Raw genomic sequence first — 18857 nt, 5'->3', positions numbered from 1 at the left:
TGAAAACGACAAATAAACCCATCTTCAGGAAAAGAATGTATTTTTAGAGGTTCCCTATTGTTAAAACTGATGAGGAATTGCATGTTGAGGTGAAAGGAACTAGTCGAAATGATTACCATTTCTTTCTTTCAAAAAAAGAGTATGATAAAATGAACAAAGATTCGAAATGGCGACTTTTCGTTGTAAAGAATGCTTTGGGGAATCCCAAACATAATGAAATTCTTAGTTCAGACATAGAAGAATATTTTGATTTAGAACCATTTTGTTTTGAAGGATCCTGGAAAACAGCCGCTGAGAAAAAGTAAATCGGGCGTCACTCAAAATAAGGAGTTGTTAGATTTCTTCAACAACTCCCTTACTTTTTACTATTGACTACCTAATAAGGAATAATCAGCCGCTATTTAAGTTTGTTAATATAATATTCACGCTCTTTCAAAGGAACCTGTTCCCATTTTTGTTCTGGTGTAAAGTTCATTTCTAAAGTATTCCCAAAACAACCCATAGCTCGAATGAGTAAAGCTTCTAAATTTTTTATAGTAATATTAGGATTACTCCATTTATTTTCCGCGAGAGTTTTTTGTAAAGAAAGGATTCCTTCTTTATTTGGTTTGCTTAAAACTTTTTTGAAACCAAACCAAGAAAAACGGTCCCAACTATTCCAGTGGTCATCTACAGTATGCTCTTCAAGCCTTTTTCCTAGACCTCTCTTACTACTATTAGCGAGTCCAACATAATATGCGCCATAAGAGCCATATAAAATGTATATTCCTTGTTGATACCTAAAATCCGCAATTTGTAAAATGGACCTTTTTTCGCCAATTCGTCCCAGTAATTCAAATTTTTTCCCTGTACCAGGATTCCACTCAACTTCATCTCGACGCCAAAATAGACCGTAATTTTGTATTTGCATATTTTTTCTCCTAAATAATACTGCTCTGAATAATAGCTCATTATAAAAATGTTGTCAACTTGATGTATTTCACATCTCTATTTGTCGCATTGAGTATGTATTTTGAGGAAAAATCTACCATCTCCAATTTACTCTATGCAAAATCATTCAGAAACTTCCACCAAATCCAAGTCCGAAGCCTGCCATAATTTCTGGCAGCTGCTTGTCAAAAAGATTTACGTCTGCAATACTGACGCAATCTTCCCGGATAATGATGGTGTTTTTGCTGCGTTTGTTCGCTTGCAAAAGGTTCAGCCAAATATAGGCTTTGAGATTTCTTATAAGCAGGAATCCAGGGGCTATCGCGAATGCGATAAGACGCAGGCTATCTGCATTTCCAAATCTTTTGAAGGGCGAGGTTCTATCAGCCTTATCGTGAATTGCGAGGTCGAGTTTTTAAGCATCCATTTTCAGCATACGGATATAGAGGCATTCAACGTTCCTTTGCGGCGCAGTCAATGCGACCTCGGCGCCACACTCGATAATCTCGCAAATTTCATCGAGGAATTTCCAAGTTACTGCGAACAGTCGTCAAGAATCATAACCGAGATCGAAAAAGAGCAGAAGTTGGAAGAAATTGCACGGGATACAATCCGCGCGACGGTTTCGCACATTATGGAATCCTCAAAGTATCACTGGAATTTAACCGAAGACGAAAACATCTTTTCGCTAGAAGTCTCAATCAACAACGAATACTCCGTCGAAATGGATTTTAATACCCAAAATTACCTAAACCGAATTCCGGCATTGCAAGGCATTCTGAAACAAACGGAAAATTTCGTGAAAGAAATCCCGTTTCCCATCACGATTCAGTTACAAGAGAAAACTTGAGGTCAAAAAAATTGACCTCAAGTTTTCAAGGTCGAAATTTTCGTCCTTGAACTTAAAGGTAGATTTATAGTTCGGTTTATAGTTTGGTTATAGGCGGATTCCCTTCAGCTATTTGCCAAGGAACTTGTCAAAAAATTTTCCTTCACGACAATATTTATCGCAACGAATGTTTATTTTTGAATAGTGAAAAAATGGAGAATCTATGCGTTTAGATGAAATTGAACAAAGCTGTAAAGATGAAGAGATCTTTTCAAAGCGAAAGGCCGAATCAATGCATTGCATGTACGAGCGCCAGCAAAAGCAGAACGAAGAATTTGTCTGGTCTTCAGAAAATGTCGCTAAAATCATCCGCTTGAACGATAAACTTTGGGCTTTGATGCACGATGCGGATCGTGTCGGGAAATCAATTCACAATGATATTCAAAAGTTGATTGACGACGGGAAAAAGTACTACGACAAATTAATTCAGGTAGAAGTTGGCATATTCTATCCAACTTATGAAAGACTGGCTGCCGATGCAGATTGTCAAACTCTGTATGACTCCGTCGCACCACTAACCTATGCAAATGGTTATGGCCTAGAGGATGTATGCGATCTGGATTTTAGTATACCGGTGAATTGGAATATAGGGGTTTTTAATCGTCCCGAATTTAAAAACAGTTACATCTGTTTTTTGATGCATTGGCATTTTAATCGCGGACTCTATTCCTTGCAAGACGCAGTCACCATGGATCCAGAAAGATTTTATATTAGCACAAAGATTCATAACGATCTGGATTTTTATGTACCTAAAAAGAACGAATCTAGATTTTGCAAGGTATCTTGAAACAAACGGAAAACTTCGTGAAAGAAATCCCGTTTCCCATAACGATTCAGTTACAAGAAAAAACATGAGGTCAAAAAAATGACCTCAAGATGTTTTTCAAGGTCAAAATTTTTGACCTTGGTCTTATAGGCTGATTTATAGTTTGCGAACGATATCTTCGGAGAGATGCGTTATTCGAGCAACCTTTTCCACCGAATCACCTTCGGCAAGCATATCACGAGCAATTTCACGAGTTTTGTCAAGGACACCTTCGGTAACCTTCGCGTTGACTAAGTCCGCGTAGTCCTCCAAAAAAGCCTCTCCCATAAGGTTATGGTCCCATTTTTCGTGATGCATTTTCTGGTATACCTCAAATTCTTCTTTAGAGAAGTTAGATACTTTCGAACTTTCTGTCAAGTGTTCGAACTTTTCTTCGCCCAATTCAGCGGGCAACTCCTTCAACCTATCCAGAAAACGGAAGAAAAACAGCCACTTGCGAATGCTTGATGCTCCCGCCTCAATGAAAAAGGGAACCTTTGAAAGTTCAATTGCAGTGAAGTTATAGGTATCAAGAAATTGTTCACCTGTGTCCAAGTCAACAACCGTGGCGCGATGAACAATGCGTTCATCTTCAAACATCGTATGTTGCGTAAACGCAATCACATAGGTTGGCTTGATTTTATAATTCCAATTATTGCCTGGTTCAGCCTGATTTGCAACCATTTCGCTCGCATAGAACGCAAGGCGATTCAAAAGGTTTGTCATACGGCGAATCTGCACTTCGATTTCAATCAAGTTCCCCATATCGTCTTCACAATGTAGGTCGAAAATCGCAGTGCGAGATTCCTTGCTTCCGCTCAGATTGTGCTCCACGTTGCGAGTCTTTACATTTACGATTGGCCGCTTGAGCTGTGGTTCGAGCAAGTCGTTCAGCAAATTGACAAGATTCTGGCGACTTACGGGTTTGTCAGGATTGAACGCCTTCTTAAAAGCCAAATCCACCAGCAGGCTAGCGTACGGACTTTTTTCACCTGGTTTGACGATGCATTCTGAAAGGGGTTTGCGTTTGACGTTATTCTTTTCCATGCCCTTTATTTTGCAAAAAATGTGCCAAACGCAAAAGTGCCGTTTTTGGAGAAAAAACGGCAACGAAAAAAACTGGATACTGATTAATCAGTGATTAATCACCGATTAATCACTTTACAGGAGTTTACAATAATCTCTTGATAAGGTTTCTTCAATTCCTTTATGCGGCGGATGTTTTCGCCAGTGCCTTTGCTTTTTCCGTCCCATATCATAATTGCCTGGTCGCAGTCATTGGCCATTTGAATATCTTTCACGTAATGGAACTCGCGCCCTGTAAGGCCCTTGGCAGCTTCTGCGCAAGAACGTACTTTTGCCCCCGTAACAAAATTGTTCCTTGGCGTTTCACCGCTGCAATAGATGGTTACGTTGCGGTACCCTTTGGAATCCAAATACATTTGCACTGCAGCGTCAACGCCGTAGCAGTCACCCACGAGAATTTCAGCATCAGTGGTAATGAATGTGTCAAGTAGCGACTTGACTTCTTCGGGCAACGCTGAAATCGATTTTGAACCGGAGATGAAAACTCTCATCACCCCTCCTTTTTCATATAAAAGAATCGGTTCAGTTCGTGGTCGGTTTCGATGGATTCTCCATAACAGATGGAAACCCATGGGCTGGGCCAAACATTCTCAATGGCGTTGATAAAAGTCTTATCCCTTTCGGCAGAGTATTTGTTGAAGTCGGTCGCGTCGAGAACGATGTCAATGTGAGCCAGGCAACCCGTGTGGCAGAGGAATGTCGTAAATTGTTCTAGGCGGTCTTCTTGAATTTGCTTTTTGTCGTCCGTAAGAATGTAGCCCGTGATATATTCCCATATTTCATTTCGCATATTCTCATCTGCGTATGAACGCTTTACCAGGGCTTTTAAGTCATTGTACTTTTGTGTCGGTGTCATGATAATGTTCATATTCGCACTCCTTATTTTAATTTATCTTCAGAATTTAGCAGCTTCATCAACTCTATTAGTCGAAATTCATTTCTTGAAAAATGATGGTCTTGCCCTGGCACAACCACAACGTGCATGTTTTCACGCTCGTGAAGCTTAAGAAGCCCTGCTAAATGTGCTGAAGGATCGAGACTCCCGAAAACGAATGTCATCATATCGCCGTCAAATGCCTTGGCGCTACGACAAATCCTAATCGTGTTTATCATGAGCGGAGGGTTCACCAATAGGAAGCGGCTAATTTCTGGGAATAGTGTTCGGCCTATGCACCCAATGGAGGCTCCCATTGAAATTCCCATAAAGTAGATTTTGGTCTGTCCGCCGATTTCGAATTCAGATTTTACCACTTCGGCTAATTGCGCCATCTGGTTTATGTCAGATGAAGGCGTGGACGCGCAAACCATCGAAAACCCGTACAGGTCCCGCATTTCGCAAGCAAGTTTCAAGTACTTGTTGCGATACCCGTAAATGGAGCCGTCCTGTCCCGCTTTTATCAGCAGAATCTTCTGACGGTCACCTCCAAAGACGAAACCGTAATCAACCTGATTATCTCCGTCGCCTAAAGATTTAATTAAATCGAATTGCACTATATGCCCCTATTTTGATTTCTTATCAAAATAGGTTTTTACTACGACAAATAATGTCGTGTTTGAGAGTACTTTTTGTAATCTGAATCCCCTCCCTCGCTATACTCGGTCGAGGATGACTGCTTCTAACATTCTACACTTTTAGTGTCTGGGGTTTCGGCGGTAGGTACTGTCGAGGTAATACGAGAATTCGCGGAGTTTGTTGCGAAGGGCGACGGGCTTGATGACTTCGGCGCAGTCGGCGTACGAGAGCACCCAGCGGAACAGGAGTTCGTCGTTGAGCGCCTTCATCGTGACCAGTAGGCGGCCATCATACATCTTTTCCACTTTCATCGAACGTTGGAATGGCTTTTCTTCAAGATAGCACCGCACACGGCTACTGAACACGATTTCCACGTCTTCGGCTTTCGGGTCTTGCGGACCAAAAATCGCGGATCCGAGTCGCACGCGCTTGCGCAGCATTTCAAGCGTTTTCGGATTGTCCTGAAAGGTTTCCTTGGTAAGTTCGACCTTCTGGATTCGGCGGAACTTGAGCGTATAAGTATCGCCAGGGTGCGACTGCGATTCGCAACCGATGTAGATTTCACCCTGATACAAAATGACCATTAGCGGAATTCGTATGCTGGGGATGTTCCCATTTTCGCTGACATAGGCAACGCGTATTTTACGGCGTTCGTGAATCGCCTGCAGAATGACCTTGAGCTTTTCGCTGGAATCTTCCTCGAACATGGGCGGAGTTCCCGCAAAAAGGATTCGCGAATTCAAATCCTGAGCGAGCTGCTCTACGGCCTTCTTTTCGCTTGCGGGCAGACTCTTCCGGATTTTTTCGAGTAAATCCGTGACGGTCTCGCTTGCGGCGGGGTACATATTCGCGATACGCTGCAGGAACACGAAATGCAGCATGGTATTTTCGAAATTCGGAAAAAGCAAGTTATCCGCCGATTTAATGGCCGACTGGTAACGGAAAGCGCGTCGGTCGCTTAACACACGGATATAGGCGCCCCCGTTGGCAGATGTCAACGTCTGCATATCGCGTTGCACGTTGCGTCGCTCATTTTCGGGAATTTCCAAAGCCTCCATCAAATCACTGATGGAATAGCTCCTGCTCGGATTCGTTATCAGAAGCGCGAATAGTTGAAGGACGCGGTCTGCGCGGGTAATATCTGCCATAATAAACCTCTACGGTTTAATATACATTATTACTGCGACAAAAGATGACGCGATAAGAATTGTTTTTTTAGACAAACACGACTTCGTTGCCGACACGCGGGGATTCCGTACGGTTCGGAAGGCCCGATTCGGTATCGGCATAACCGATAGCGACAGACGCATAGACACGCTCGTCGTCCTTAAGTCCGAGCGTTCCCAGGTACCCGCGAATCGAGGGTTCCTCGTTCAGCCACTTGAGCTGATTGATATAGCAGCTGCCGAGGTCGAGTTCGTTCGCTGCAAGCATCATGTTTTCGACAGCACAGGCGACATCCGCCATGTTGTTGCCGTAGTCTTTCTTGTTCGCGACCACAATCAGCACGGGAGCATTGTAGCTGAAGGAATAATTTCCCTTCTGCGAAAGCATGATCGAATTCTTGAGACTCTTGTAAAGGTCGTCACGGAGTTCCATTTTCGCAAAGGCGGTCTGAACCATATCCTTGAGCATCATGAGGGCGGTCGCGTTCGAAATGACGAAGAAATGGTTGCCTTGCGCGTTGCCGCCCGTGGGTCCAAAGCGGCCCGCCTCGACAATCTGCTGCAACTTTTCCATTTCGACAGCACGCGCCTTGAACTTTCGCGTACTGCGACGTGTCTTGATGGCTTCTATAACATTCATAAAGCTCCTCCGACTAGATCCTTCGACTCCGTTTTACTCCGCTCAGGATGACACTCTCCAGGACAACTGTTCCTATTTATCGAGCGGGAGCATCAGAATGCGAGAATGACGTTTCTTGTTGTAATGGTCGCGCTTGGTCGGCGGAAGTTCGTCCACCGTGCCGTCGACAAAACCGAAATGGTAGAACCAGTCGAGCGCCTGCGTCGTAAGCAGGAACAGCGTCTTGTAGCCCTTCATACGGCCCACCGAAATCAGGTGACGCACGATGGCATCGCCAATGCCCGACTTGCGGTAGTTCGCGGCGACAGCGATGCCCGCCACTTCGGCCATGCCGTTTTCAAATTCGTGCAAGGCGCCGCAGCCGTGAATGCTGTTATCGATGCTGTAGACAACATAATCCTTGAGCTTTTCGGAAATGCTTTCCTGCGTACGCGGCACCAAGAATCCCTTGTCGATGTAGTCCTGCATAATCCGGAGAATATCCGGAATATCTTCCATGATCGCGGGACGGATACTGGAATACTGGTTCGCGTACACCATGGTACCGTCACCACGGGCACTGAACACTTCCTGCAGCACGCTGCCCTGGAATTCACCGCTCAGAAGGTGGACACGGTTCGCACCCGCCTCGCAGGCATGGATGGCGTTCATCAGGTAATCCATCTGCGCAAAGTCGAGCTGGTCGGAATTGAGTTCCAGCAGTTCCTTCGCCTGGTCCACGTCCATAGCCGAGATCACGCCCGACTCCGTGGGTTCCAGGTACTTGGTGTTCTTGCCGGTCACCAGGCCGTCGAGCTTGATACCGTTCTGGTTGCCGATAAAGAAGAGCTTGCCGACCTTCATGTACTTGCAGAGTTCGGTCGCAAGTTCGGTCGAGCTGATGTTGTAAGCGTGTCCGAGCTTGTTCCAGCCAATCGGCGGAATAATCGGCACGAACTTTTCGTCCAGGAGCTGTTCCAGAATGTCGCGCTGGATGCGTTCGATACGGCCGGTACGCATGTAGTCGATGCCGTCGATGACGCCCATGCTGCGCGCAAGCACCCAGTTGCCCTGGATGCCCCTGAGGCCACTTGCAGTGAGGTGGCTCATGATATGCTGCGCCACGCCCAGAGAAGCCTGCTCGATATGCGGCAGGGCCTCTTCGCTTGTAAGTCTCACACCCGCATAGAAACTCGATTCCAGTTCCCACGCCTTGAGCTGCGCGTCAATGCTGTTGCGCGTCCCCGGCACGATGATGATGCGGATTCCCGCCTTGTGCAGAATGGCGATATCCCTCATGAGCACCGGGAAAAGCGGATGGCTCATCAGGTCGTCCTCGATTTTCAGCACAAACAGCTGACCCTTGAAGCGTTCCATGTAGCCGAACACTTCGCGAATGAAACCTGCAACCTCAAAATGTTGCGAATTGAAATCGGGTGTAGCGTTGTTCATAGGAAATAAATTAAAAAAAAAACACCTAGTCGTTCATCGACCGTGAGCAACAAGTTCTTGATATCAATCAAGAACGGTTGCGAGAGTGAGCGCCAATCGTATTGCTTTGCTTACCTTAGCGCGAACGGTCTTATCTGCTGTAGTCGCGTTCACCGAAGAGGGCCGTTCCCACACGGATCATCGTGGAACCTTCTTCGATGGCAACTTCAAGGTCGCCGGTCATGCCCATCGAAAGCTGGTCGAATTTCGCGAACACGCCGCCCTTCGCGAGGAATTTCTGCTGGAGGTTACGGAGGAAAGCGAAACATTCGCGGCTGTCCTCGGCGACACCGGTGTTCTTGCCGATGGTCATCAGGCCGCGGAAACGCAGGTGCGGAAATGCATTTTCGCCGCGAGTCTCCAGAGACTCCAGGAAAGCCTCGGCTTCGTGCACATCGAGCCCGCTCTTGGTTTCTTCTTCGCCGGCATTCACCTGGAAAAGGATTTCAAGGATTTTACCCTGAGATGCATCGGCGCCGTTGCCGGGGAGCGCCGCACAAACTTTCTCGAGCTTTTCCACGGCTTCGATGTTTGCGATGGAATGGATGCAGTCGGCGACAATCGCCGCCTTCTTGAGCTTATTACTTTGTACAGGGCCAATCACGTGGCAACGCACGCGGCTACCGTCGAGGGCCGTACGCGGCGTCGAGAACTTGAGTTCAGCTTCCTGCACACGGTTTTCGCCAAAGTCGGTGGCACCGAGCGCAATCGCATTTTCCACAGCCTCGGCCGGGTGGAACTTGCTCACCCACACAAGCTTTACCGCATCGCGGCTGCGGCCCGCAATCTTACAAGCTTCGGTAATCCTTGCTTCGAGAGCTGCAAGGTGCTCGCGCATTTGTTCAAATGTGAATTCCATAGTAACAGTAGGAAGTTGGATGTTGGAAGTAGACTGCAACCAGGTTATTACGATTTGGCCTTCTTTTCTTTTTTCGCAGCGGCCGATTTCTTCTCCGCAAACAGCACCTTGATGATTTCGTCGATGTGCTTGTGCGTGAAGATCTTGAGGCCCTTCTTCGCGGGAGCCGGAAGCTCGTTCACGTCCTTCTGGTTACCTGCAGGGAGATGAAGCGTCTTCACGCCCGCTTGGAGCGCAGCAAGCGCTTTCTCGTTGAGGCCACCGATCGGGAGGCATGCACCCGTCAGGCTCACTTCGCCGGTAAAGGCGATTTCGGGCGACACGGGCTGCTTCGTAAACGCCGAAAGCAGGCAGAGCGTCAGCGCGATACCCGCAGAAGGTCCGTCCTTCGGCACGGCACCTTCGGGCACATGGATATGGATATCCGTCTTCTTCACCACATTCGGGTCAATACCGAAACGTTCCAGACGCTCACGCACGAGGCTCAAGGCAATCTGAGCCGACTCCTTCATCACGTCGCCGAGCTTACCTGTCATGAGTAGCGTTCCCTTGCCGGGCAGGAGCATACATTCGATCGGCAAAATCTCGCCGCCGACGCTTGTCCACGCAAGGCCCACGATAACGCCCGGGCGGCCCGCAGCAGGCAGCTGGTTGTCGAGGTAACGCGGAGCACCTAGGTATTCCTGCAAAGTTTTCTCGGTGACTTCGGCCTTATATTTCTTGCCCATAACCTTGTCCTTTGCACGGTGACGCACCACGTTTTCAAGGGTACGTTCCAGTTCGCGCACGCCCGCCTCGCGGGTCCATTCGCGAATCACCTTCGCAATCATGTCGTCGTCAAAGGCGACATCCTTGCCGTTTTCGATACCCGTACGTTCACAGATGCGCGGCACCAGGTACTTGCTTGCGATCTGCAACTTTTCGTGCGGATAGTAGCCGGGCAGGCGCACCATTTCGAGACGGTCTCGTAGGGCTTCCGGAATTTCGGCCTCGTTGTTCGCCGTCGCGATAAACAGCACGCGGCTAAGGTCGAGCCCCACTTCCATAAAGTGGTCCGTAAAGTCGTGGTTCTGTTCCGGGTCCAGGACTTCAAGCATCGCGCTCGCCGGATCGCCACGGAAATCGCTCGCCATCTTGTCGATTTCGTCCAAGAGGATAATCGGGTTCATGCACTTTGCACGACGCAGAGCCTGGATAAAGCGGCCGGGCATCGCGCCGATATAGGTGCGGCGGTGACCGCGGATTTCAGCCTCGTCACGCACGCCGCCGAGAGTGATGCGCACAAAGTTGCGCTTCATGGCATTCGCAATCGATTCGACAAGCGTCGTCTTGCCCACGCCCGGAGGGCCCACCAGACAAAGAATCGGCGCACGGCGTTCGGTTCCCGTGAGTTTCAGGACCGCCACGTATTCCATAATGCGTTCCTTCACCTTGTCGAGTCCGAAATGCTTGGAATCGAGTTCGCCCTTCACCTTTTTCATGTTGAGCACGGTGTCGGTATATTCGCCGTAAGGCAGGTTCAGGAACCAGTCCAGGTAATTCCTGCTCACTGCATATTCCGGGGACGTCGGCTGCATCAACTTCATGCGGCCGATTTCCTCTTCAAGCTTTTCCTGGATCGCCGGGGAAAATTTTTTCGCCTTGACTTTCTTGAGCAACTGATCCGGTTCCGAGGCGTTTCCGCTTTCGCCGTCCAGTTCGTCCTGCAACTGACGGATCTGTTCCGAAATGAACCATTCCTTCTGCTGCTGAGCCATCTTCTGGCGCACATTCTGCTGCACCTTCACCATCATGGTATCGGTGTCGGCAGCCACCTGCATAATTTCGATCAGGCGCTGCGCGAGTTCGTCGATTTCGCCAATTTCGAGCAGGCGCTGGCGTTCGTCAAGCGAAATCTGCAAGAAGGGAATCATGCCGTAAAAGGCGTTGATGTGGCTATCCATGGTAAACAGCGCATCGACCATGCCTTCCGAAATGTTCCTGTGCAGGGAATATTCCTTGAAGTGCGAAAGCACCTTCTCCAGCTGGGAGCTCTTGTCCGTAGACGTAATCGTCGGCTTGTGCGGCGAAACCGTCGTCATCAGGAACTGGTCCTTCGTCGAAATCGAGCGGAGGTCCACCACCTGTTCGCCATCGAGCACCACCTTCACGCAACCGTTCGGGAAGGGGGTCACGTTACTCACGTGAGCAATGACGCCCACCGAATAAAGGTCGAGCATCGGGTTCTCGATTTCTTCCTGTTCAATATTTTTCTGCGCCGAGAGGATAATCTCGCCGTCATGCGATTCGGCATACTCAAGGGCGCGCAAAGAAATGTCTCTTCCCACCAGAATACGGCGGGTCGTGTGCGGAAACACAACAGCATCCCTCAGAGGGAGCAGGGGGAACGTTTTCGAAAAATCAATAGCCATAACACTACAAAGATAGTATCTTATTTTCATCCGCAGGTTTATGCAAAGGCAATCTTTCGCCGGAGCATTTTAATTTTTTATTTTTTAGAAAAAAGATGAGTCGCCGCGCTAAACCAAGGCTATTGCGGCGAGGATAAAATAGAGGTTTTTTATGAGCGTTTCGATGCAAGAAGTAATGAAGCAATCCGGCGTGGCATTCGGCACCAGCGGAGCCCGCGGACTGGTAACGGCGATGACCGACCGCGTATGCTACGTGTACGCCCGCTCCTTTATCAGGTACTGCGAAACAAGCTACAAGTGCGAACATACCATCGCGATCGCGGGCGACCTGCGCCCGAGTACCGAACGCATCTTGAAGGCGCTCGTGAAGGCCGGCGAAGATTCCTCGTGGAAGGTCGTCTACTGCGGACGCATCCCGAGCCCGGCCATCGCCCTTTACGGCATCGACAAGGCGCTCCCGACCATCATGGTGACGGGCAGCCACATTCCCGCCGACCGCAACGGCATCAAGTTCAACCACCCGCAAGGCGAAATCACCAAGGCCGACGAACAGGGAATCGTCTCACAGTCCGTCGATTTCGACGAATCCATTTTTGACAGCAAGGGCATGCTGAAGAACGCCCCCGCACTTCCGACCGTCGAAGCGGAAGCCGAAGAAAACTACGTGAAGCGCTACCCCGAATTTTTCGGCAGCAAGGCACTTTCGGGGCTCACCATCGGCGTGTACCAGCATTCCGCCGTGGGCCGCGACATCGTGGTGAAGGTCCTTGAAAGCCTGGGCGCGACGGTGAAGCCGTTTGCCCGCAGCGAAACCTTCATCCCGGTCGACACCGAGGCTATCCGCAAGGAAGACGAAGAACTCGCCCGCGACTTTGCACACAAGGATTTCGTGGATGCCATCTTCAGCACCGACGGCGACAGCGACCGCCCGCTCCTGGCAGACGATGTAGGCATGTGGCTGCGTGGCGACGTGCTGGGCATCCTCGCTGCCCAGGCGCTTCACATCAAGCGCATTGCAACTCCGGTGAGTTGCAACACGTCGCTCGAAAAGTCGAACAGTTTCGAAAAAATTTGCCGCACCCGCATCGGCAGCCCTTATGTAATCGCCGGCATGGAAAGCCTGGTGGACAGCGCCGACAAGAGCGTCTCCGTCGCAGGCTACGAGGCGAACGGCGGATTCCTGCTGCAGACCGACCTCACCCGCGAATTCGTGGAACGCGACTGCCACGGTAACGAGACGCGCGCGACCCGTACGCTCAAGGCGCTTCCCACCCGCGACGCGCTGCTCCCGATGCTTGCCGTAATGGTGCGCGTGCGCGAAGAACGCATGTGCGTCGTGGACCTTCTCAAGAAACTCCCGAAGCGCTTTACGCTCAGCGACCGCCTCAAGGAATTCCCGACCGACATCTCGAAGGCTAAACTCGCCGAAATCCGCGAGCAGAAACTCGGCAAGAAGTTTTTCGGCAGTCTCACCGCAAAACCCAGCCGTTTCAAGCCCAAGGACGGCTCGACCCCGGCGCCCTTCCACGGCGAAATCGTCTCCATCGACGAGACCGACGGCTACCGTATGGAATTCGACTCCGGCGACATCGTGCACCTGCGCCCGAGCGGCAACGCCCCGGAATTCCGCTGCTACGTGGAAACCGACGACAAGGCGCGCTCCGCGGAACTTCTGGCCGGTTGCATGAAGATCATGGAGGGCTGGAGATAGTTGAAGTTGGTTGACAGAACTTAGATGGTAGAGCCTAGATTTGTTCCAAACCTTAATTTCTAGACTCTAAGTTCTAAGCTCTAATCTCTTTTTTTTGTATTTTGTACCTATATGCTGAAACATTTCGTCGCCTTTGCTTTCGTATCCGCCTCCCTCGCACTTGCCGGGGAGCACTGGAACGTTGACGCGGGCGATGTCTCGATGAAGTTCCTCTCGATGCAGGTTTCGGCCCGCAGCGCCGCCCTTTCGGGAGCCGGAACGGCTGACGCCAAGAGCCCCTCCGAAATTTCCCGCAACCCGCTCGCCATGGGTGCCGTGCAGGAATCCGAAGCGGGCGTGAACCATGTCATCTTCCCCGAAAATACCGCCGACGACTTCTCGACGGCCTACTTCGCCCTCCCCTTCACCCTGTTCGACTTCCCGCTGACCTTCTCGGCAGGCGCCGAATACCTGGGCTACGACGAAATCGAGGGTCGCGACGAAGAAGGCTTCAAGACCTCGGAATACAGCGCCTACGCCTGGGCCGTACAGGCAGGCCTCGGTAACCGCGGCAAGGCATTCCGCTGGGCCGCCACCGCAAGGTTTGCCACGCAGACCATCGACGACGAGACCGCCATCGCGATCCTCGGCGACATCGGCGGCGCCTACAAGCTCGGCGAATACTTCGCCCTGGGCGCCACCCTCACGAACTTCGGCTACATGAGCGACTACGACGGCGAAACGGAACACGAACCGATGGCACTCCAGGCGGGCATCACGGGAATCGTCCCCGTTGCACGCCTCCTCGGATTCCAGAGCCAGTGGGACCTGCACCTTTCCGCAGACGCCTACCGCCGCGCCGACATGGAAGACCCCGAATGGAGATTCGGCGGCGAACTCAACTACATGGAAACGCTCGCCCTCCGCGTAGGCTACGCGGCACGCCCCGATACCGAAGACGGCGTCAGCGCAGGCCTCGGCGTCACCTTCGGCATGATTTCCTTCGACTACGCCTACAGTCCGAAAAAGGCTTTCGACGGCGGCTACCACTACCTGACGCTCGGAATGCGTTTCTAGCGGCAATCAGCTGCTGTGTTTCTTGATCTGGTAATTCAGACACCCACGACTAATCCCCAGTTTCTGCGCGGTCACGCTCCGATTTCCCTCGTTTTTCGCGAGTTCAGTACAAATTAAATTCCACTCGGGAGATGCCGCATAGCGCCGAACCCTTTCTCCGACCCTTTCACCGCATCTATCGCAGAGCCTTTCATAGGCAAACTCGAAGTTCCTGAATCCGCCCATCATCAGGTGCTCCGGCGCCCCTGTTCTATGGGGCGCAACGATGCCAGTTTCTTTTTGGGGCAGGGGCGCCTCGCCGAATTCTTCGTCCATCACTTTAGACAAAGTAACACCATATGATTGCAGCAACGAAAACCGCTGCAATACGTTCTTGAGCTGCCTCACATTCCCCGGCCACGGTTTTTTCCGGAGTAGCGCAATTTCATGAGGGTTCAACTTCCTCACAGAGGCCCCGTTGACATCTCGCCACAGCTCGTGTACAATCCGCTCGAAATCCTCGCGTTCCCGCAGCGGCGGGATTTTCACCGGAAACACGTTCAGCCTGAAAAACAAGTCCTCGCGGAAACGACCCGCCGCGATCTCGCTACGCAAATCGCGGTTCGTCGCACATACGAGCCTAAAATTGACGGGGACACTCTCGTAGCAGCCGAGCGGCATCACCGTACGCTCCTGCAAGATGCGTAGCAGCTTGCACTGCGTCTCTAGCGGCATTTCGCCGATTTCGTCAAGGAAGAGCGTCCCGCCTTCGGCCGAACGCACAAGCCCCGCGCGTTCCTCGCCCGCACCGGTGAACGCCCCCTTGCGATGCCCCTCCAAGATGCTCTCGGCAAGTCCCCTGGCAATCGCACCGCAATTCAATGCCACAAAGGGGCCGCCCGCCCTTTGGCTGTGCTCGTGGATAAAGCGGGCCGCCACCTCCTTCCCCGAACCGGATTCCCCGAGCAGAAGGACCGAGATGTCGGAATTCGCCGCAATCCGCAACATGGATTCGTGTCTATTCATATAGCCTCCACTCTATACACGTTTCTTTCGCACCACCAACGACAAAAAACGCGATATTTTTACACAATAGGCCATTTTTTTACAATCAGGGGCGCCCGCCCCATCCTTCGACATCCCCCTACCGCCCGTTTCCTTGCGCCCACTATTTTCTTGGCACGCCTACTTTATGCTTGTCGCGACTCTCACCTTATTCTATATTTGCCCCCATGTTACGTTCTAGGTACGAAGCATTTGACTTCGTGGAAAAGAAAGCCGAAGTCAAGAAAAAGTCGGGCAACCCGATCTTGATGATCGTGTCGGGCTATCTCGCGCTGGTTTCCTTGGGAGCACTCCTCCTGTCGCTCCCGTTTGCGCAGCGTGAACCCGTCGGCATCCTCGACGCCTTCTTCACGGCGATGTCCGCCGTATGCGTCACCGGCCTTTCCACGATCGACATCAGCGCAAGCTTCACCCCCTTCGGCAACTGGGTGCTCGTTCTCCTGATGCAGGCGGGCGGTCTTGGAATCATGACGATTTCTACCGTGATTATCTTGCTTGCGGGCATGCACCCGGGATTCAACCACCAGTCGGCACTCCTTGCGAACTACACGCAGGAAGGCAATGTCGACGCGGGCCGCATCCTGAAGGCGGTACTCCCCTTTACCTTCGGCCTCGAGGCCATCGGTGCCGTCATCTACTTCACGCAGTTCAGCGGTATGGAACTTTACGACCGCATTTTCTGCAGCCTGTTCCAGGCGGTCAGTTCCTTCTGTAACGTGGGTTTCACGTTGTTCCCCGATTCGCTCGTGCAATTCCAGCTGAACCCGCTCATGAACATCACCACCTGCGTGCTCGCCCTCGCGGGCGGCTTCGGCTTCCTCGCGATTACCGAAATGCGCTACGTGTTCGACCTCAAGAAACGCGCCATCCGCAAGGTATCGTTGCATACGCACATCGCCACGGGCTTCACGCTGATTATCGTCCTCGTGAGTATCGCATTCTTCATGTTCAGCGAATGGAGCAACACCTTCGAGGGTCTGAACTTCGGGCAGAAACTGGAAACCAGCGCCTTCATGGCGTTCACCAGCCGCACGGCAGGCCTCAATACGATTGATGTTTCCGCGCTCAGCGTGGGTTCGCTCTTCTTCTTCGTGATTATCATGCTCATCGGTGCTAACCCGGGTAGCTGCGGCGGCGGTATCAAGACCACCACAACCGCCGTGATTTTCCTGCTCGGGTTCAACCGCCTGTTGGGCCGCAACAAGACGCAAATCCTTGGCCGCACCATTCCCGAAACCACCGTCGACAAGGCCGTGCGAATCTTCGTGGTGGCCATCGTGGTAGTCGCAGTCGCAACGCTTGTGCTGCTCGAAACCGAAGCGGCGGGCAACTCCATCGAACAGGTATCCTTCCTCAAGGTGTTCTTCGAGGTCGTCTCGGCCTACAGCACCTGCGGACTTTCGATGGGACTGACGCCGGACCTCTCTATTCCGGGACGCATCGTGATCTGCCTCGTGATGTTCGTCGGCCGTATGGGACCGCTGTTCCTTATCTCCGCCGTGGCAAAGACGCAGGAGCAGGGCATGTGGTACGCCGAAGAAGACATCATGGTGGGTTAAGGCGCCTACGGCGCAGTTGGCAGAGCTTAGTCGGTAGAACTTAGATAAAAACTCGATAAGCAGTTCTTTTCATACTTTTTTTAGGCTCTAAGCTCTAAGCTCTAAGTTCTAAGTTCTAAATTTAGGTCATGGCTTCTAAACAATTCGTAGTAATCGGTCTCGGAAACACGGGCTATTTCTTGGCCCGCCATCTGACCGCACTCGGACACGACGTGATGGTCGTGGACCCGAGCCCCGAAAAGATCCAGGATATTTCGAACCAGGTGTCGCAGGCGGTCGTTGCCGACGGCACCCGCAAGAAGCAGCTCCAGTCGCTGCCGCTTTCCAAGGTGGACAGCGTCATCTGCTGTATCGGTGAAGACCTGCAGGCATCGCTCCTGACAGTCTTGAACCTCAAGGAACTGGGCGTCAAGCACATCATTGCGAAGTCCAGTAGCCCGGCCCATACGATTATCCTCGAAAAGCTCGGCGTGGCGGACATCTTCCACCCCGAACGCGACATGGCCATCTCGCTTGCCGAAAGGCTCAACCGTCCGAACATGCTGGACTACCTGCCGTTCATGGAAGGCTTCTCCATCGTAGAAATCGCCTGCCCGGCAGCGTTCCTCGGCAAGACCCTGAAGGACCTCTCCCTGACGCACAAGTACGGCATCCAGGTGATCGCCATCCGCGACCCGCTGGAACCCACACCCAAGATCGGTAACATCGCCGACTACGTGCTCAAGGAAAACGACGTGCTGTTCGTCATCGGCCCAAACGAGGCCCTGGACAAGCTGAAGGCGTAAAGTCCCCTAGACATTAGACGATTTATTTATCGTAACAAAATGCTTTTTCTGTCATTTGCAAGGTGGCTATGCAGTAGCCATCGTGGCATTTTTTTTGAAATGAAAATACGGTTCTTATTCCTAAACCGCTATAAAACTAATTGTATAATTCGGTATTCCGCAACTGCCATTCCATGCAATAGCATTGTTGGTTTGTACAGGAACAAAAGGAACCCAAACAAAAACGGTTCTTGATCTGACTTATGTATAAATCAGGCTAGAACACCGGCTGGTTCGAGACAGTCTTTTCAGACTTGCGCCCGGCACCCGCATTCTTTTCGGTAGCGAGCTTGCGGTGCGTCACGGAGCCAACCACGAAATAGCGGCCGTCCTTCTGGACGAGGGCCGTGTAGATGTTGAGCACCTTGACCGAGAACCACTGCTGGTAAAGGTTCAGCAAGTTTTCCTTGAGGGAAGTGGTCTCGTCGATAGCGGGGTTGGCCGAGGGCTTGCCGTACTTGAGCGTGAACTGCTCGGACATATAGGCGACGGCTTCGAAGGACTTGCTCAGACGGGCGCGTTCCACACGGCCGGTACGGATTTCGAAGGAGTAGAACTTGTCATTCTTGTTGAAAATGAAATCGACCTGCACAGGCAGTTCGCCGAACATAAACACGGGGATAACGACGCGTTCACCCTCGCCGCTCTGACCGTAGGGCTCGTAACCGAGCTTCATCACTTCTTCGATAACGGTTTCGCGGGAGGCCCCGAACGGAATTCCGGCAAAGTCGTTATAACGTTGAGCAACCGCTTCCAGAGACAGAAGCAGCGTCAAGAGCGTTATTATAAATCCGATTCGTTTCACAGGAATCTCCTAAATCCAATGTAAAAGATAGTAAACTTCTTTCGGTTGTTAAGTCCTTTATGGATAATTTTTTAGAAAAACTTACGATT

At 51.1% G+C, this 18857-nt stretch carries 19 protein-coding genes; 7 read left to right on the top strand and 12 right to left on the bottom strand.

The annotated features are described in order from the left end of the window. Nucleotides 1–56: 56 nt before the first annotated feature. Entirely contained in the window at nucleotides 57–305 is a 249-nt protein-coding gene (locus tag Q0P86_RS05865; protein ID WP_366941291.1) for a DUF3883 domain-containing protein, read from the top strand. 92 nt (nucleotides 306–397) lie between these two features. Here Q0P86_RS05865 and Q0P86_RS05860 read toward each other — a convergent pair whose 3' ends face one another. Then, on the bottom strand, nucleotides 398–910 hold the full coding sequence (locus tag Q0P86_RS05860; protein WP_295038018.1) for a hypothetical protein: 513 nt from the start codon (nucleotides 908–910) through the stop codon (nucleotides 398–400). A gap of 135 nt (nucleotides 911–1045) precedes the next feature. On the opposite strand from Q0P86_RS05860, the gene Q0P86_RS05855 reads away from it, so the two are divergent. Both Q0P86_RS05855 and Q0P86_RS05850 read left to right on the top strand, forming a co-directional pair. Beyond that, nucleotides 1046–1780 carry a hypothetical protein gene (locus Q0P86_RS05855; RefSeq protein WP_295038016.1) on the top strand — a complete coding sequence of 245 codons (735 nt, stop codon included), beginning with the start codon at nucleotides 1046–1048 and terminating at the stop codon, nucleotides 1778–1780. A 202-nt stretch (nucleotides 1781–1982) separates the two neighbouring features. Beyond that, nucleotides 1983–2606: a hypothetical protein gene (locus Q0P86_RS05850; RefSeq protein ID WP_295038013.1), complete on the top strand. Its 624-nt coding sequence runs from the start codon at nucleotides 1983–1985 to the stop codon at nucleotides 2604–2606. Between the two features lie 135 nt (nucleotides 2607–2741). Here Q0P86_RS05850 and Q0P86_RS05845 read toward each other — a convergent pair whose 3' ends face one another. From Q0P86_RS05845 to lon, 9 genes are all read right to left on the bottom strand, one after another. Continuing rightward, nucleotides 2742–3671 carry an Rpn family recombination-promoting nuclease/putative transposase gene (locus Q0P86_RS05845; protein ID WP_295038010.1) on the bottom strand — a complete coding sequence of 310 codons (930 nt, stop codon included), beginning with the start codon at nucleotides 3669–3671 and terminating at the stop codon, nucleotides 2742–2744. Between the two features lie 98 nt (nucleotides 3672–3769). Further along, the gene (locus tag Q0P86_RS05840; protein ID WP_295038008.1) at nucleotides 3770–4201 is read right to left on the bottom strand and encodes a hypothetical protein; all 432 of its coding nucleotides are present in this window, start codon (nucleotides 4199–4201) and stop codon (nucleotides 3770–3772) included. Beyond that, on the bottom strand, nucleotides 4201–4578 hold the full coding sequence (locus Q0P86_RS05835; protein WP_295038005.1) for a hypothetical protein: 378 nt from the start codon (nucleotides 4576–4578) through the stop codon (nucleotides 4201–4203). Before Q0P86_RS05835 ends, Q0P86_RS05840 begins: the two co-directional genes overlap by 1 nt. Before the next feature lie 11 nt (nucleotides 4579–4589). Then, nucleotides 4590–5201 (bottom strand): hypothetical protein, encoded by a 612-nt coding sequence (locus Q0P86_RS05830; RefSeq protein WP_295038003.1) that lies wholly within the window; start codon nucleotides 5199–5201, stop codon nucleotides 4590–4592. A 141-nt stretch (nucleotides 5202–5342) separates the two neighbouring features. Beyond that, entirely contained in the window at nucleotides 5343–6371 is a 1029-nt protein-coding gene (locus Q0P86_RS05825; RefSeq protein ID WP_294114062.1) for a WYL domain-containing protein, read from the bottom strand. A gap of 67 nt (nucleotides 6372–6438) precedes the next feature. Further along, nucleotides 6439–7029, bottom strand: coding sequence for a nitroreductase (locus Q0P86_RS05820; protein WP_295038000.1), 591 nt, complete (start codon nucleotides 7027–7029; stop codon nucleotides 6439–6441). 72 nt (nucleotides 7030–7101) lie between these two features. Continuing rightward, nucleotides 7102–8460, bottom strand: a complete 1359-nt coding sequence (gene argA, locus Q0P86_RS05815; protein WP_290991546.1) for an amino-acid N-acetyltransferase — start codon at nucleotides 8458–8460, stop codon at nucleotides 7102–7104. A gap of 130 nt (nucleotides 8461–8590) precedes the next feature. Continuing rightward, nucleotides 8591–9358: a YggS family pyridoxal phosphate-dependent enzyme gene (locus Q0P86_RS05810; RefSeq protein ID WP_295037998.1), complete on the bottom strand. Its 768-nt coding sequence runs from the start codon at nucleotides 9356–9358 to the stop codon at nucleotides 8591–8593. A 47-nt stretch (nucleotides 9359–9405) separates the two neighbouring features. Next, entirely contained in the window at nucleotides 9406–11769 is a 2364-nt protein-coding gene (gene lon, locus Q0P86_RS05805) for an endopeptidase La (protein ID WP_295037996.1), read from the bottom strand. 151 nt (nucleotides 11770–11920) lie between these two features. Here lon and Q0P86_RS05800 point away from each other — a divergent pair, with 151 nt between their 5' ends. After that, nucleotides 11921–13480, top strand: a complete 1560-nt coding sequence (locus Q0P86_RS05800; RefSeq protein WP_295037994.1) for a phosphomannomutase — start codon at nucleotides 11921–11923, stop codon at nucleotides 13478–13480. A 111-nt stretch (nucleotides 13481–13591) separates the two neighbouring features. Then, on the top strand, nucleotides 13592–14536 hold the full coding sequence (locus tag Q0P86_RS05795) for a PorV/PorQ family protein (protein ID WP_295037992.1): 945 nt from the start codon (nucleotides 13592–13594) through the stop codon (nucleotides 14534–14536). Between the two features lie 6 nt (nucleotides 14537–14542). Here the strand turns inward: Q0P86_RS05795 and Q0P86_RS05790 are convergent, their stop codons facing one another. After that, nucleotides 14543–15541 carry a sigma 54-interacting transcriptional regulator gene (locus Q0P86_RS05790; protein WP_290991533.1) on the bottom strand — a complete coding sequence of 333 codons (999 nt, stop codon included), beginning with the start codon at nucleotides 15539–15541 and terminating at the stop codon, nucleotides 14543–14545. Between the two features lie 206 nt (nucleotides 15542–15747). On the opposite strand from Q0P86_RS05790, the gene Q0P86_RS05785 reads away from it, so the two are divergent. Both Q0P86_RS05785 and Q0P86_RS05780 read left to right on the top strand, forming a co-directional pair. Then, nucleotides 15748–17139, top strand: coding sequence for a TrkH family potassium uptake protein (locus Q0P86_RS05785; protein WP_294114046.1), 1392 nt, complete (start codon nucleotides 15748–15750; stop codon nucleotides 17137–17139). A 128-nt stretch (nucleotides 17140–17267) separates the two neighbouring features. After that, a complete protein-coding gene (locus Q0P86_RS05780; protein WP_072980888.1) occupies nucleotides 17268–17924 on the top strand; it encodes a TrkA family potassium uptake protein in 657 nt (218 codons plus the stop codon). A gap of 256 nt (nucleotides 17925–18180) precedes the next feature. On the opposite strand, the gene Q0P86_RS05775 is transcribed toward Q0P86_RS05780, so the two are convergent. Then, entirely contained in the window at nucleotides 18181–18768 is a 588-nt protein-coding gene (locus tag Q0P86_RS05775) for a hypothetical protein (RefSeq protein ID WP_295037989.1), read from the bottom strand. Nucleotides 18769–18857: the final 89 nt, after the last annotated feature.

The organism is uncultured Fibrobacter sp., from assembly GCF_946062555.1.
Lineage (GTDB): Bacteria > Fibrobacterota > Fibrobacteria > Fibrobacterales > Fibrobacteraceae > Fibrobacter.
This window is presented reverse-complemented; position numbering and strand designations above follow the sequence as displayed.